Origin of the sequence: Sediminibacterium sp. (assembly GCF_051860225.1) — a bacterium.
GTDB lineage: Bacteria > Bacteroidota > Bacteroidia > Chitinophagales > Chitinophagaceae > Sediminibacterium.
The window spans coordinates 118,185-132,176 of the sequence record NZ_JBHYEI010000003.1 but is presented as its reverse complement, the minus strand read 5'-3'; the positions used below and the strand labels follow the sequence as shown (position 1 = coordinate 132,176).

General features: G+C 35.5%; 16 protein-coding genes. 11 read left to right on the top strand and 5 right to left on the bottom strand.

Annotated features, from left to right (window positions below; translation table 11 throughout):
• Positions 1 to 1,248 carry an ABC transporter permease gene (locus ACTIEI_RS11065; protein ID WP_439506356.1) on the bottom strand — a complete coding sequence of 416 codons (1,248 nt, stop codon included), beginning with the start codon at positions 1,246 to 1,248 and terminating at the stop codon, positions 1 to 3.
• A 203-nt stretch (positions 1,249 to 1,451) separates the two neighbouring features.
• Here ACTIEI_RS11065 and ACTIEI_RS11060 point away from each other — a divergent pair, with 203 nt between their 5' ends.
• Genes ACTIEI_RS11060 through ACTIEI_RS11050 form a run of 3 tightly spaced genes read left to right on the top strand, consistent with a single transcriptional unit; the run spans position 1,452 to position 4,989 of the window.
• Complete coding sequence (locus tag ACTIEI_RS11060; protein WP_439506355.1) at positions 1,452 to 2,153, top strand: succinate dehydrogenase cytochrome b subunit; 702 nt, start codon at positions 1,452 to 1,454, stop codon at positions 2,151 to 2,153.
• 52 nt (positions 2,154 to 2,205) lie between these two features.
• Positions 2,206 to 4,179: a fumarate reductase/succinate dehydrogenase flavoprotein subunit gene (locus ACTIEI_RS11055; RefSeq protein WP_439506354.1), complete on the top strand. Its 1,974-nt coding sequence runs from the start codon at positions 2,206 to 2,208 to the stop codon at positions 4,177 to 4,179.
• Between the two features lie 60 nt (positions 4,180 to 4,239).
• Positions 4,240 to 4,989 (top strand): succinate dehydrogenase/fumarate reductase iron-sulfur subunit, encoded by a 750-nt coding sequence (locus tag ACTIEI_RS11050; protein WP_439506353.1) that lies wholly within the window; start codon positions 4,240 to 4,242, stop codon positions 4,987 to 4,989.
• Positions 4,990 to 5,060: 71 nt separating this feature from the next.
• On the opposite strand, the gene ACTIEI_RS11045 is transcribed toward ACTIEI_RS11050, so the two are convergent.
• Positions 5,061 to 5,870 (bottom strand): hypothetical protein, encoded by an 810-nt coding sequence (locus ACTIEI_RS11045; RefSeq protein ID WP_439506352.1) that lies wholly within the window; start codon positions 5,868 to 5,870, stop codon positions 5,061 to 5,063.
• Positions 5,871 to 6,026: 156 nt separating this feature from the next.
• On the opposite strand from ACTIEI_RS11045, the gene ACTIEI_RS11040 reads away from it, so the two are divergent.
• The 6 genes from ACTIEI_RS11040 to ACTIEI_RS11015 are packed head-to-tail and all read left to right on the top strand — an operon-like array spanning position 6,027 to position 10,486.
• The gene (locus ACTIEI_RS11040; protein WP_439506351.1) at positions 6,027 to 8,111 is read left to right on the top strand and encodes a S9 family peptidase; all 2,085 of its coding nucleotides are present in this window, start codon (positions 6,027 to 6,029) and stop codon (positions 8,109 to 8,111) included.
• 18 nt (positions 8,112 to 8,129) lie between these two features.
• On the top strand, positions 8,130 to 8,849 hold the full coding sequence (locus tag ACTIEI_RS11035) for a tRNA1(Val) (adenine(37)-N6)-methyltransferase (protein ID WP_439506350.1): 720 nt from the start codon (positions 8,130 to 8,132) through the stop codon (positions 8,847 to 8,849).
• Positions 8,850 to 8,893: 44 nt separating this feature from the next.
• Positions 8,894 to 9,295: a hypothetical protein gene (locus tag ACTIEI_RS11030; protein ID WP_439506349.1), complete on the top strand. Its 402-nt coding sequence runs from the start codon at positions 8,894 to 8,896 to the stop codon at positions 9,293 to 9,295.
• Positions 9,296 to 9,308: 13 nt separating this feature from the next.
• Complete coding sequence (locus ACTIEI_RS11025; protein ID WP_439506348.1) at positions 9,309 to 9,857, top strand: inorganic diphosphatase; 549 nt, start codon at positions 9,309 to 9,311, stop codon at positions 9,855 to 9,857.
• Between the two features lie 5 nt (positions 9,858 to 9,862).
• Positions 9,863 to 10,288, top strand: coding sequence for a sulfite exporter TauE/SafE family protein (locus tag ACTIEI_RS11020; RefSeq protein WP_439506347.1), 426 nt, complete (start codon positions 9,863 to 9,865; stop codon positions 10,286 to 10,288).
• A 45-nt stretch (positions 10,289 to 10,333) separates the two neighbouring features.
• On the top strand, positions 10,334 to 10,486 hold the full coding sequence (locus ACTIEI_RS11015; RefSeq protein ID WP_439506346.1) for a hypothetical protein: 153 nt from the start codon (positions 10,334 to 10,336) through the stop codon (positions 10,484 to 10,486).
• 14 nt (positions 10,487 to 10,500) lie between these two features.
• Here the strand turns inward: ACTIEI_RS11015 and ACTIEI_RS11010 are convergent, their stop codons facing one another.
• Positions 10,501 to 11,283 carry a C40 family peptidase gene (locus ACTIEI_RS11010; protein WP_439506345.1) on the bottom strand — a complete coding sequence of 261 codons (783 nt, stop codon included), beginning with the start codon at positions 11,281 to 11,283 and terminating at the stop codon, positions 10,501 to 10,503.
• Positions 11,284 to 11,355: 72 nt separating this feature from the next.
• Between ACTIEI_RS11010 and ACTIEI_RS11005 the strand changes: the two genes are divergently transcribed.
• A complete protein-coding gene (locus ACTIEI_RS11005; protein ID WP_439506344.1) occupies positions 11,356 to 11,919 on the top strand; it encodes an RNA polymerase sigma factor in 564 nt (187 codons plus the stop codon).
• The gene (locus tag ACTIEI_RS11000; protein WP_439506343.1) at positions 11,919 to 12,269 is read left to right on the top strand and encodes a hypothetical protein; all 351 of its coding nucleotides are present in this window, start codon (positions 11,919 to 11,921) and stop codon (positions 12,267 to 12,269) included. The genes ACTIEI_RS11005 and ACTIEI_RS11000 overlap by 1 nt, the downstream gene beginning before the upstream one ends.
• Here the strand turns inward: ACTIEI_RS11000 and ACTIEI_RS10995 are convergent.
• Both ACTIEI_RS10995 and ACTIEI_RS10990 read right to left on the bottom strand, forming a co-directional pair.
• Positions 12,266 to 12,766, bottom strand: a complete 501-nt coding sequence (locus ACTIEI_RS10995; RefSeq protein ID WP_439506342.1) for a cupin domain-containing protein — start codon at positions 12,764 to 12,766, stop codon at positions 12,266 to 12,268. The genes ACTIEI_RS11000 and ACTIEI_RS10995 overlap by 4 nt on opposite strands.
• 8 nt (positions 12,767 to 12,774) lie before the next feature.
• Positions 12,775 to 13,992 carry a glycoside hydrolase family 27 protein gene (locus ACTIEI_RS10990; protein ID WP_439506341.1) on the bottom strand — a complete coding sequence of 406 codons (1,218 nt, stop codon included), beginning with the start codon at positions 13,990 to 13,992 and terminating at the stop codon, positions 12,775 to 12,777.

Below are 13,992 nucleotides of genomic sequence, written 5' to 3'. Positions count from 1 at the left end.
CTATTTAGTTCTGATGGCAACTACCGGATCCATTTTAGCCGCGATGGATGCTGGAATAATTCCTGCAAGTACACCCAATACAATACAAATGCTTAATCCTAAAATAACAATATTAGGAGCAATATAAATAGGGAAAGGAAGTACAGAGCTTAACACCAACGATAAGAGCCAAACTAATGTTAGTCCAACCAATCCCCCAATAATACATAAGAATGCACTTTCTAAAAGAAACTCAGTTAGTATGGTGCTTTTTTTAGCCCCAATAGCTTTTTTAAGGCCTATCTGACTGGTTCTTTCTCTTACAGTAACAAACATGATATTGGCAACTCCAAATGCACCTACAATTAAACTCAACCCTGCAATAGCCCACCCACCAGCAGTTACTTGTCCAAAGAATCCATTTACTTGTTCACTAAACATTGCCACATCATTGCAAGTAAAATTATCTTCTTGTGTAGGACTTAATTTCCGCAATTGACGCATAACACCATTCAACTCATCCTGCAAAGCAGAAGACGCAATTTTAGGTTTACCTTGAACAATTATATTTGGATTACTTGTTTCGGGGCTAAATACACTAGCAAAATATCGATAGGGAACAATCATACAATCATCATAATTGAAGCCCCCAATTAAGCTTTGCCCTTGTTTTTTTATGACGCCTACAATGTAAACTTTTCTACCTCCATAAGAAATTTCCTTTCCAACTGCTTTCTCTACTTTGCCATATAATTCTTCAGCTACTTTGTATCCTACAATACCCACTGCAGCGCCACGAAAAAAATCTGATTCTATTAAATAACGCCCTTGATCTATATCAATGGTTTGTATGCTATTAAACTCAGGGGTAACGCCATATAAACTCGTATTATTTAAGATATTATCTTCATAACTGTAGTTTACGTTTCTGCTTACAAAAAAAGCAGCGAAAGAAGCTAATTCACTTTTTTGTTTGATAACATCCAATTCTTCAATTTTTACATTAGGCCTTTTCATGTATTTCCACCAAGGATAATCTGGCCCACCACCATAATTCCATTTATCTATGTAAATGGTATTACTGCCTAAAGTTTTAATATCATTTTGAACTTTTCTTTCTAAACTGTCTACAGTGGCCAACACACCAATGATGCAAAAAATACCAATGGTAATGCCAAATAATGACAAGAAAGTTCTTAGCTTATTTACTCTCAGTTCCTGTAGTGCCATCCGGAAACTGTTCCATAAAATACTTAGTAATTTAACCATACTCAAATGTACGGTTATTCAATTCGCATTATTAGGTGTTTTTATGTAAACGGTTGAATGCAATGTTAAAGTAGTTTGCAAAAATGACGGTATCCTATTCAACAGTGGAATAAATGGCTATATTAATTCAACTAAAGTCTTACGTTATTGTATATATAAATGAGTTAAATTTGCGGAGATTTAACCAAATATAATCTTGCTATATGACCTGGAAACAAGTCTTTACATCGTCTGTTGGAAAAAAACTGGTTATGGGACTAACCGGTATATCACTCGTTTTGTTTTTAATTGTACATGCTGGAATCAACGCCTGCATCTTTGCAGATTTAGTTGACCCAGAAGAAAATGGCGCAATGTTCAATAAAGCTGCTCATTTCATGGGGTCCACTGTTTTAATCCGAATTATGGAGATTGGATTATTTGCAGGCATCATTTTACATATTTATCAAGGGTACTTGTTAACCTTAGAAAATAAGCAAAAAAGGACAGTAGGATATGCGGTAACTTATAAAGATGGAAGTAAGTGGTACAGCAGAAGTATGGGGCTTTTGGGTACTTTGATTTTAATTTTCTTAATCTTACACCTTTACCATTTCTGGGTTTCTGCTCGTTTTACCCATCAAGGATTAGACCCCGTAACCTATAACGGTATTGAGATGCACAATATGTTTGCTTTAATGAAAGCAACATTTAGTGAATGGTGGATTATAGCTGTTTACAGTGCAGGCTGTATCTCATTGGCATATCACCTAGCGCATGGATTTCAAAGTGCATTCAGAACACTAGGTGTTTACAATAATAGATACACCCTAATGCTTACCAGTATTGGATATGCCTATTCAATCATTATCGCTTTGGTATTCATTTTAATGCCAGTAAGTTTTAAAATGGGCTGGATAGGATAATCAAGTACCTAACTATTAAAGTATATTCAAATCATCATAAACCTTCGGATCTATGTTAAATGCTAAAATTCCCTCTGGGCCATTAGAAAATAAGTGGGCTGATTACAAGGGACATTGCAAACTGGTAAACCCGGCCAATAAGCGTAAATTGGAAGTGATTGTTGTAGGTACAGGATTAGCCGGTGCTTCAGCAGCAGCTTCTTTGGGTGAATTGGGATATAAAGTAAAAGCATTTTGTTTTCAAGATTCACCTCGTCGTGCGCACTCAATTGCAGCTCAAGGAGGAATCAATGCAGCAAAAAATTATCAAAACGATGGAGACAGTGTCTTTCGTCTATTTTACGATACTATTAAAGGGGGGGACTATCGTGCAAGGGAAGCAAATGTGCATCGCTTAGCGGAAGTAAGTACCAATATTATTGACCAATGTGTTGCTCAGGGAGTTCCATTTGCAAGAGAATACGGTGGTTTATTGAGCAACCGTTCATTTGGTGGAACACAGGTTCAAAGAACATTTTATGCTGCGGGTCAAACAGGACAGCAATTATTGATTGGGGCATATCAAGCGCTAGAACGTCAAGTAGCATTAGGAAATGTAACCATGTATAGCAGACATGAAATGTTGGAAGTGGTAACCATCGAAGGTAAAGCTAGAGGAATCATTGCACGCGACTTAGTAAGCGGCAAATTAGAAAGACATTTTGGGCACGCAGTATTATTGTGTTCAGGTGGATATGGAAATGTATTCTATTTATCTACCAATGCAATGGGAAGCAACGTTACCGCTGCATGGAAGGCACACAAAAAAGGAGCTGCTTTTGCTAATCCATGTTTTACACAAATTCACCCTACTTGTATCCCAGTTAGTGGAGACCATCAGAGTAAATTAACCCTAATGTCTGAATCATTAAGAAATGATGGTAGAATTTGGGTTCCTAAAAAACAAAACGATACCAGAAAAGCAACTGATATACCTGAAGAAGAAAGAGATTATTATTTAGAGAGAAGGTATCCAGCTTTTGGTAACCTTGTGCCAAGAGACGTTGCTTCTAGGGCTGCTAAAGAACGTTGTGATGCTGGTTATGGTGTAGGCAGCAGTAAACAAGCTGTTTATTTAGATTATGCAGATGCCATTTTGAGATATGGTAAAATTGAAGCTGGTAAGCAAGGTAGAAGCAATGTTTCAGAAGAAGAAATAATTGCAATGGGTAAAGAAGTGGTGAAAGCTAAGTATGGCAATCTTTTCGATATGTATGAAAAGATCACTGGAGAAAATCCTTATGAAGTTCCTATGCGCATTTACCCAGCTGTGCACTATACCATGGGTGGTTTATGGGTGGATTATGAATTACAAACAACTGTTCCTGGATTATATGCCTTAGGTGAAGCCAATTTTAGTGACCATGGAGCCAACCGTTTAGGAGCTTCCGCATTAATGCAGGGGCTTGCTGATGGATATTTTGTAATCCCTTATACTCTAGGAAATAACTTAGCCGACGAAATATATAGCAAAGCGATAGAAACTTCTCACCCTGCATTTGAGGAAGCTGAAAAAGCAGTAAGTGATAGAATCAATCAGTTGATGAATATCAAAGGAAAACAAACAGTGGAAAGTTTCCACAAGCGTTTAGGAAAGATCATGTGGGATAAATGTGGAATGGCTAGAAACAAAGAAGGATTAGAACAAGCCATCAGAGAAATACAAGCTTTAAAGAAAGAATTTTGGAGCGATGTTAGAATTCCTGGAGAAGTAAACGAAATGAATACGGAATTAGATAAAGCCAACCGTGTTGCAGACTTTATTGAATTGGGAGAATTAATGTGTGTTGATGCATTAACTAGAGATGAGAGTTGTGGCGGTCATTTCAGAGAAGAATTCCAAACCCCTGAAGGAGAAGCCTTAAGAGACGATGCTGGTCATATGTATGTTTCTGCTTGGGAATTAAAAGGAGAACACCAATGGGAATTACATAAAGAACCATTGAATTATGAAGTCATTAAACCAACCCAGCGTAACTACAAATAGGAAGCGTACTTTAAAAGCATTGTTTAACTGAATTAATTTTACAAAATGGAACATTATCATATGAATCTGAACCTCAAAGTTTGGAGACAAAAAAATAGCAATACCAAAGGAGATTTTAAGACCTACCAAGTAAAAAACATTTCATCTGAAATGAGTTTTTTAGAAATGTTTGATGTGTTAAATGAGCAGCTAATCACCGAAGGAGAAGAGCCTGTTGCCTTTGACCATGATTGTAGAGAAGGTATTTGTGGTATGTGTTCTATGTATATCAACGGAAAGCCTCATGGACCATGGCAAGCAAACACAACTTGTCAATTACATATGCGTGCTTTCAAAGACGGAGATACAATTGTAGTAGAACCTTGGCGAGCAAATGCATTCCCTGTTATCAAAGACTTAACAGTAGATAGGACCTCTTTTGATAGGATTATTCAAGCTGGTGGATACATCAGTGTCAATACGGGTAATGCGGTTGATGGGAATGCCCTACCAATTAATAAAGATAACGCAGACAATAGTTTTGCCGCGGCAATGTGTATTGGATGTGGCGCCTGTGTAGCTGCTTGTAAAAATAGTTCTGCGATGCTTTTCTTAAGTGCAAAAGTGAGCCATTTGGCTTTATTACCTCAAGGAGAACCAGAGCGAAAATCTCGCGTTATGAATATGGTTGCACAAATGGATAAAGAAGGATTTGGGGCTTGTACCAATACCGGTGCATGTGAAGCAACTTGCCCTAAAGAAATTTCATTGACAAATATTGCTCGCTTAAATTCAGAGTATTTAAGTGCAAGTTTAAGCGCAGACAAATAGAACGACTTTAATACTAAAATGGGTCCCGGTTGCAAATGCAAGCCGGGACTTTTTGCTATAACAATCCCCTATTATCGCCTTATTAAATTTCCTGTTTTAGATACCATATGATGTATGGCATTGTCTAGATCTTTTGCTGAATGTTGAATTCCATCCATTACTAAACTGTGGGTATCTGGGTCGTCGGGAACGTCTCTCATTAAAGCAGCTAAGCCTAATATATTACTTAATGGCGCGCGAACGGTATGTGAACTCATGAATGCAATTTCTCTTAGGTATCCATTTTGCTCTCTAATCATTTGTTCCTGGTGCTTTGCTTTGTTACGTTCATTCACCAATCGCTCGTACACTTGTCTTTCAAAATAAATACCTATGTAAGCAAAAACAGCACATAATACAACCACTGCGATTGTATTTGTTGTAAACATCTTTGTATAAATTTCATTTGAAATATTTTGCCAACTACTTTTTTCGGGAATAAGCAAAATAGAAGCAGCAAAACTTAAAACACAGATAACAAAATAGCCGATTACTTCAATTTTGTATTCTCTAGTATTTCCCAGCATAAAAACCAATGCAAAAATGGTTGGAATAATGAATAAAAAGCCTCCTGCATCTAGCCCCTCTACCATTGTTATGCAACTCAAAAAAAAGTTAATGGTAATGACTAAACTAGCATTCTTGTACTTGGTATATCCTTGATAATCTAAAAACATAATCAAGCTTATAGCAGCCGCAAAAATGTAAAGAATATATGCAGATAGCCATAGCCCCCTAGAATGGTTAATCATACCAGTGCCAAGTATAACGGTTAAGGCTACTACACTAAAATAAATTAATCGCTTTGAAGCAGCCCTTTGTTTCGAAATAATTAATACCATAAAATTATTTAACAATAGATATACGATAAAATGTTTCATTCGGTTTTTATGGTTGTTTTTATTTATTTTCCCTGTGAAAATGACTGAATGATGAAAAGAATCTTCGCTATACCGGCTCTTATTGCACTAATAAGCAGCTGTTCAGAAAATACAAATATGAAAAAAGAAATATATAATTGGCCCAATGAGAAAGCCCCGGTTGCGGCACAAAAAGAACATATTAGAATCTTGCATGGAGATACTGTACCTGACCCCTATTATTGGATGATCGATCATTTTAAAAAAGGACCAGATAGTACTGAAGTGTTGAATTACCTCAAGGCAGAAAATGATTACACGGAAAGAATGATGGCAGGCACTAAAGAACTGCAAACCAAGCTTTTTAATGAAATGAAAGCGAGGATTAAAGAAAAAGACGAATCTGTACCTGTTTATAAAAATGGTTACTTCTATTACACCAGAGTTGAAGAAGGAAAACAGTATTATAAATATTGTAGAAAGAAAGGCAGCTTAAATGCAAAAGAAGAAATACTATTAGATGTAGATAAAATGGCAGAAGGCAAGCCCTATTATAATGTTACGGGCATGAGTGTTAGTCCGAATAATAATTTATTGGTTTTTGGCATTGATGAAGTTTCTAGAAGACAGTATACTTTGAAAATCAAAAATATTACCACTGGTGAAATTTTGCCTGATCATATAGAAGGCACGAATGGATACGGCGTTTGGGCAAACGACAACAACACCATTTTTTATACATTAAATCACCCAGTTACATTGCTGTCTGAAAAAATAATGCGTCACCAAATTAATGGAGGCAAAAAAGATGTCACTGTATATCAAGAAAAAGACAATAGCAATTATATAGGTGTAAGCAAATCTAAAAATGGACGTTATATTTTTATCAGTTCTCAAGCAACGCTGTCTTCTGAACAATTTTATATTCATGCGGATGAACCTGAATCGAATTTCAAATCATTTCAACCACGCATCAAAAATGTATTGTATGATGTGGTTGCATTGAATGACAAATTCCTAATCAGAACTAATGAAAATGCATTGAACTTTAAAGTCATGGAATGTCCTTTAGATAAAACTAACCATACTTATTGGAAAGAGTACATTCCGCATAGATCTGATGTATTAGTACAAAATATAGAAGCATTCAAAGACTATACGGTAATTACAGAAAGAAAGAATGGATTAATTCAACTTAGGATTAAGCAAAACATTGGTTCGAATGAGCATTATATTCAGTTTGATGAACCAGCTTATTCTGCGAATTTGGGTTCGAATCCAGAATTTAATAGCGCTACCTTACGTTATACATACACCTCATTAACTACTCCCTTTTCTGTTTTTGATTATGAGCTATCAACTAAAACAAAAACACTTAAAAAGCAACAAGAAGTAGTTGGAGGGTATAATCCATCTGAATATACTAGCGAAAGAATTTATGCCACTGCTAACGATGGCACTAAAATTCCGATTTCTCTGGTGTACAAAAAAGGGTTTAATAAAGATGGGAATGCCCCCCTATTATTATATGCTTATGGGTCATATGGATATAGTATTGACGCCGATTTTAGTAGCACAACGCTAAGCTTATTAAATAGAGGGTTTGTTTATGCAATAGCCCATATTCGAGGAGGTGAAGATTTAGGCAGACAATGGTATGAAGATGGAAAATTATTAAAGAAGAAAAACTCATTTACTGACTTCATTAATTGTGGTGAATTTTTGGTTAGTAATCAATACACCAGCAAAGCTCATTTGTACGCAAATGGAGGAAGTGCTGGAGGATTATTAATGGGTGCGGTAACTAATATGGCTCCAGCACTTTGGAAAGGAGTTATAGCAGAAGTCCCTTTTGTAGATGTTGTAAACACGATGCTTGATGAAAGTATTCCTTTAACTACCAACGAATTTGATGAATGGGGTAATCCAAAAGAGAAAGTATATTATGACTATCAAAAAAGTTATTCTCCTTATGAAAATATTGAAAAGAAAAACTATCCACATTTATTGGTTACAACTGGATTGCACGATAGCCAAGTTCAATATTTTGAACCGGCAAAGTGGGTGGCCAGACTTAGAACAATGAAAACAGATCAAAATGTTCTCTTATTAAAGACAAATATGGATTATGGTCATGGTGGTGCATCAGGCAGATTTGATTACTTAAAAGAGACTGCACTCAACTTTTCATTCTTGCTAGCTTTAGAAGGAATAACAGAATAAAATAAACGAACTGAGTGCATGAGTAATAGCTTCTTCAAGTTTAAGCAATTCACTGTTCATCAAGATAAAACTGCCATGAAAGTATGCACCGACGCTTGTTTGTTTGGAGCATGGGTTGCGAAGCAAATAGAAATAATTGATCTTAAAAATATACTTGATATTGGAACTGGAACCGGCTTGCTTTCGTTAATGTTGGCACAAACAAGTGGGGCAATAATTGATGCAGTTGAAATCAATGAATTAGCTGCTGAACAAGCTGCCATAAATTTTAGCAATTGTCCATGGAAAAACCAACTGCATATTCACCATAAATCCATTACTAGATTTGCTGAAGAACGAGACCATTTATATGACTTGATTATTGCTAACCCTCCTTTTTTTGACAACCAATTAAAAAGCCAAAATAGAGAAAGAAATATAGCCATGCATAGCGAATTACTAAGCTTAGAAGAATTATCCAGTTGTATATATAAACTGTTGGCTGATTCTGGAAAAGCAGCTATTCTACTCCCTTGGAACAGAGTGGAAGAGTGGAAGGCTATTGCTAAAAAAACGGGACTTTTTTGCATTAAAGAAACTGCAGTAAAACAAACTACTAACCATTCCTATTTTAGGTCAATGGTTTTAATGCAAAAAAATGATGCAACAGCTAGTTTCAACTATATTGCCATTAAAGAAGGAAATGACTACAGTAAGGATTTTAGTCAATTATTAGCCCCTTATTATTTAGCATTATAATGCTTGATTATTGATAACCCGCATAATTAACTAACTTAGCATATATGAAATTGTTTACCCTTTTGATGAGCTGGCTGGTGTTGGGGGTTTATGCTTGCAGTAGTCCAGCAAAAAAATATTTACCAGCCGAAAATGGACTTGATGCCGGAAGAGAATTTATAGACGCCTGCCTCAAAGGAGATTTTGCCAAAGCGTCCTTTTATATGGTTGCAGATGAAAAAAATAAAGCACTATTAATACAAGTTGAAGCAAACTATAGAGAAAAAGATAAAGAAGGTAGACAAGAATTAAGATTAGCTTCAATCAACATCAAAGAAGTAGCTGAGCCAAATGATAGTTCGGTAATTATTTATCATAGTACTTCATTAGACACCAGTACGCAACAAACAATTATTCTAAAAAAAGGAAGTCTATGGCAAGTAGATTTAAAACAAACCAATCAATAAAAATATTGCAAAAATGAATCAACAAACCGTTTTACACCCATGGCATGGCGTACATTTTGGAGAAAATGCACCTCGTATTGTTAATGCTGTTATTGAAATTCCACAAGGATCTAGATGTAAATATGAAATTGATAAACCTAGTGGTTTATTAAAATTAGATCGAGTTATATTTTCATCGTTTTATTACCCTATTAATTACGGTTTTATTCCTCAAACTTATGGAGGAGATAAAGATCCACTAGATATTTTAGTGATTACCTCACTACCCGTTCAACCATTAACCTTAATGGAAGCTAAAGTGATTGGTGTAATGCAGATGATTGATGGTGGTGAACCAGATGATAAAATTATTGCAGTTGCAGCAACTGACCCTGGAGTAAATCATTACAATAATATTGAGGAATTACCCAGACACTTTTTTGATGAGCTAAGACACTTTTTTCAAGAATACAAAAGATTAGAGAAAAAAGAAGTTTTAGTGGAAGACTTCGGCGATAAAGCGAAGGCATTAACCATTGTTGAAGAAGCCATTTCCTTTTATAAAGAAACATTCGTTAAATAACCATTATGAGCATTACTACTCTGCTCTTACTAATTATAATTGGCATTGCTGCTGGCTTTTTAAGCGGATTAGTTGGAATTGGAGGTGGTATTATCATGGTTCCCTCGCTGGTGTTTTTCCTTGGGTTTACTCAAAAGCAAGCTCAAGGAACTTCACTTGGGGTTTTAATACTACCAGTAGTTGCGTTAGCCGTTTGGCAATACCATAAACAAGGCCATATCAATTTTAATTATGTCTTTTTAATTGCAATTGCTTTTATCATTGGAGGATTACTCGGTAGTAAATTGGCGCTGAGTTTAACTGACGACAAAGTCAAAAAAATATTTGCCCTGGTAATGCTCCTATTAAGCATTAAAATGTTGTTTTTTGATAAGAAACAAAATGAATTATCAAAAGATTCAATAAAAATTGAACAAACTCAAACACATTAGCGTCAGTTTTGAATTTGCTCCTTATCTTTGCTAAAAATACTGATAATGGAAGCAAAACAATCCACTGGTAAATATTGGGCGCTATTTTTTTTCTGGTTTGCGGCGTTGATTGTACTCCTTTTTGTATACCGTGAATTCTTTTGGTTAGCACTACCAGGTACTGTGACCTATTTTGCTAAAGGAATGGATTTAATGTAGTTGAATACTTTCAGTTATAGTAAGCGCTTTACTATTCGCAACTGATGGGTTCTCTCACCCGTTTGCTTATTTAAAATACCTGCCTGATCTATAAAATCTATACGCACTATTCCTGATGCGTGAATGATGGTGTATTCGTCTAACAGAATTCCAACATGGGTTATTTTACCCTCTTTATTATCAAAAAAGGCTAAATCCCCGCATTTTGTTTCTGCAAGGAAGCCTACATTGGTCCCAAGCTCTGCTTGTTGGTAAGCATCCCTAGGTAATTGAATATTAAAATAGCCATACACTTGCTGTACTAATCCACTGCAATCAATTCCATATAAAGATCTACCTCCCCACAAATAAGGGGTATTGATAAAGATATGGGCGATTCTCTTTACTGAATCCGGCCCAAAAGGTAATTCCCCAGGATTAAATAACTCCCCCTTATATTTGAATATCAACCCAGGAAGGCTTAATTGATTTTCTTGAAAAACGGCTAAAGAACAGCCAAATGGGAGTTGCATTTCTGTTTCATTCAGCATCATTTTGTTTGTAAAGCCAGGCATGATGGCATTGGACCTACGCATATAAAGCTCATCGGATATAATTGCTAACTGCGCACTTTGACACCAACCTTCATATCCATCTTTTAAGCACCTTACTTTAGTAAATGTGCCAGTTGGTAAGAGTGGACTTCCCTCCATTATTTCACCTATTTCACCAAATAATAATTGACTAATCATTTCACTTTGGTGAGCGGCATCTGCCCTTAACGGTATAACTGCCACTATTGCTACAACAAATGCCATGAAATATTTTTAATTGAAAGATATGGAAATTTACGAAGCTAGCATCTTATCAAAAATGCGTTAATTTAACAAGTGATTCAACAGGTATTTAAACATATTACAGACAATGAACTTTTAAAAAAGTACCAAACCGACCAAAACAAAGAATGGTTAGGTATTCTATTGCAGCGCTATACGATGCTATTGCTTGGGGTGTGTATGAAATACTTGAAAAATGAAGAGGAAGCGAAAGATGCTGTACAACAGATTTTTTTAAAAGCCCTAAATGAATTAGGAAAATATCCTGTTGAATATCCTAAAAGCTGGTTATATAAAATTGCTTGTAATTACTGTTTAATGAAGTTAAGAGATCAAAAAGAATTCATTGACATAGAAAGTATACCAATTGTTGATCAAATACAAGAATCGGAAACAGCATTAAGCACCGAGAGAGAGCTTAACTTAGACTTATTAGAGGCATCAATACAAGAACTTAACAAGGAGCAAAAAACTTGCATAACTTTATTTTATCTCCAAAAGAAAAGTTATCAGCAAATAACAACAATTACTGGGTTCAGTTTATTACAAGTAAAAAGCTGCATTCAGAATGGCAAAAGAAATTTAAAAATCATCATGGAGAAAAAACAATCTTTTTAATGAACAATTGGAAAGACATATTTAAAAATAATTCAGCTATATCTAACGAGGAATTGTTAAAATACCTTCATAAAGATATACCTGAAGATGAAATGCATGCCATTGAACAAAAAATGGCTGCCTCAGATTTTGAAAATGATGCCATAGAAGGTCTAGCCCATTTCAAAAACAAAGAAAATATTTTAGCAACAACCAATATTATCAATCAACAATTAAAAAAACAGATTGCTAAAAGTAATAAGAGAAAAAAGAAACATAAAATAGAAGACCAACAATGGATTATTGCTACAATTATGATTATTTTACTCTTTAGTATTGCTGGCTATTTCTTAATTCATTTTAATCGTTAAGATCTACAGAAAGATTTAATCAACGTAACCTGTGTAGGAAACTGGTTAGCTAATTCAGCCGCCTTCGCTAATTCAAAATCAACAAAATCAAAACCAGGTGCAACGGTGCAACCTACCAAAGAGTACTTACCATTTGTTTTAGAGGCAAACCAAGCTCCAGCAGGAACAACAGCTTGGTATTGCTCACCCATCGTAATATTGCTACCTAATTTAATTAGTTCATATCTTCTATCAGGATGTAACACATGAATAGTAACGGAGTCGCCTGCATAAAAATGCCAACACTCATCTGATTGAATCCGATGAAAAGCAGAGAAGGAATATTCTACTAACAAGAAATAAATAGCAGTTGCATAATTGCGATCCCCATTAAACCTTTCTGGCAAACTATTGGCCGGAATAGTTTCATTTGAACGGTAAGTCTCTTTATAAAACCCGCCCTCTGGATGTGGCACTAATTGGTAAAATTGAATAAGCTGCTGAACTTTAGAATCCATTCTTTATACTATTTGTTTTTATTTTTTCTAGTTAACCGATACAGTTTAGTTTGATGACTTAAAATTAAAAACTGATTTAAATCTGACTGCTTAACCAATTGATGCTCCCACAAATCCCTTATCTGAAATTGTTCATCTAAGCCCATCTCTTTTAAATTTAGCGAAAAAGGAACAGATTGATTTGACTTGTTCAATATTGCAATCGCATACTCCCCATTAACCAATGGTTTAACAAACACACTCCATATACTATCATTCATTTTTCTTTCTGCCTGTATTCCTAGTGGATCTTGATTGATTGCAATCACTTCTTTATTTAATAAAATGGATTGTGATGCTTTGTTCATCGTCCTTATATCATTTGAAGCATATAAAGGAGAACACATGATAGACCAAAGACTAAATTGTGACTGATATTCTAAATCAGAACAGCCTATTCCACCACCATCACCAGAGGGCCCCTTCTTGCCATACAATCCAACTACTAACATATCCGCATCATTCCAACGCCCAGGGCCAGCAAAATTACTCAGCGTGGCATTGGTTTCAAGAATATCTAAAATCCCCAGCCCCCATTTTTCATCTGGCTTTTTTACCCATTTATCTCTGATATCGTGTGTTGTTCTCCATATTTGGCCTCCAACTGCTGCAGCCCAATGCCAAGGTTTTCGTTCACCCCACTCGCAAATGCCCAATACAATTGGCCTACCTGTTTTTTTCAATGCTTCTGCCATTTTCTGGTATCGGATTTTTGCAGTATTTGAATCTGCCGGTGCATTGCAGTAATCATACTTTAAATAATCGATTCCCCATTCTGCAAATGTTTTGGCATCTTGTTCTTCAAAATGTAGACTCGCGGTAAACCCTGCACAGGTTAATTGAGCAGCATCACTATAAATGCCCAATTTCAATCCTCGCTCATGCATAAAACTGGCCAATGCTTTTATTCCCGATGGAAATTTAATAGGATTAGCTATGATATTATTTTTCATATCTCTTCCACCTTGCCAACCATCATCAATAAAAATATAATTATATCCAGCTTCTACCATTCCAGTTCGAATCATTGCAGTTGCCATTTCTTTTAGTTCTTGTTCATTCACTTTCTCTGCAAAAAAATTCCAACTCATCCAACCCATTAAAGGCTTTGGCGCCAACGTGGATGGTTGCGCATAACTTATATCAATCAATAAACAACTAAATAAAATTATAATCCCTTTTTTCAT

Coding starts and splice junctions, on each gene's coding strand:
- ACTIEI_RS11065 (WP_439506356.1), bottom strand. CDS start 1,248: ATGGTTAAATTACTAAGTATTTTATGGAACAGTTTCCGGATGGCACTA.
- ACTIEI_RS11060 (WP_439506355.1), top strand. CDS start 1,452: ATGACCTGGAAACAAGTCTTTACATCGTCTGTTGGAAAAAAACTGGTT.
- ACTIEI_RS11055 (WP_439506354.1), top strand. CDS start 2,206: ATGTTAAATGCTAAAATTCCCTCTGGGCCATTAGAAAATAAGTGGGCT.
- ACTIEI_RS11050 (WP_439506353.1), top strand. CDS start 4,240: ATGAATCTGAACCTCAAAGTTTGGAGACAAAAAAATAGCAATACCAAA.
- ACTIEI_RS11045 (WP_439506352.1), bottom strand. CDS start 5,870: ATGGTATTAATTATTTCGAAACAAAGGGCTGCTTCAAAGCGATTAATT.
- ACTIEI_RS11040 (WP_439506351.1), top strand. CDS start 6,027: ATGAAAAAAGAAATATATAATTGGCCCAATGAGAAAGCCCCGGTTGCG.
- ACTIEI_RS11035 (WP_439506350.1), top strand. CDS start 8,130: ATGAGTAATAGCTTCTTCAAGTTTAAGCAATTCACTGTTCATCAAGAT.
- ACTIEI_RS11030 (WP_439506349.1), top strand. CDS start 8,894: ATGAAATTGTTTACCCTTTTGATGAGCTGGCTGGTGTTGGGGGTTTAT.
- ACTIEI_RS11025 (WP_439506348.1), top strand. CDS start 9,309: ATGAATCAACAAACCGTTTTACACCCATGGCATGGCGTACATTTTGGA.
- ACTIEI_RS11020 (WP_439506347.1), top strand. CDS start 9,863: ATGAGCATTACTACTCTGCTCTTACTAATTATAATTGGCATTGCTGCT.
- ACTIEI_RS11015 (WP_439506346.1), top strand. CDS start 10,334: ATGGAAGCAAAACAATCCACTGGTAAATATTGGGCGCTATTTTTTTTC.
- ACTIEI_RS11010 (WP_439506345.1), bottom strand. CDS start 11,283: ATGGCATTTGTTGTAGCAATAGTGGCAGTTATACCGTTAAGGGCAGAT.
- ACTIEI_RS11000 (WP_439506343.1), top strand. CDS start 11,919: ATGAACAATTGGAAAGACATATTTAAAAATAATTCAGCTATATCTAAC.
- ACTIEI_RS10995 (WP_439506342.1), bottom strand. CDS start 12,766: ATGGATTCTAAAGTTCAGCAGCTTATTCAATTTTACCAATTAGTGCCA.
- ACTIEI_RS10990 (WP_439506341.1), bottom strand. CDS start 13,992: ATGAAAAAAGGGATTATAATTTTATTTAGTTGTTTATTGATTGATATA.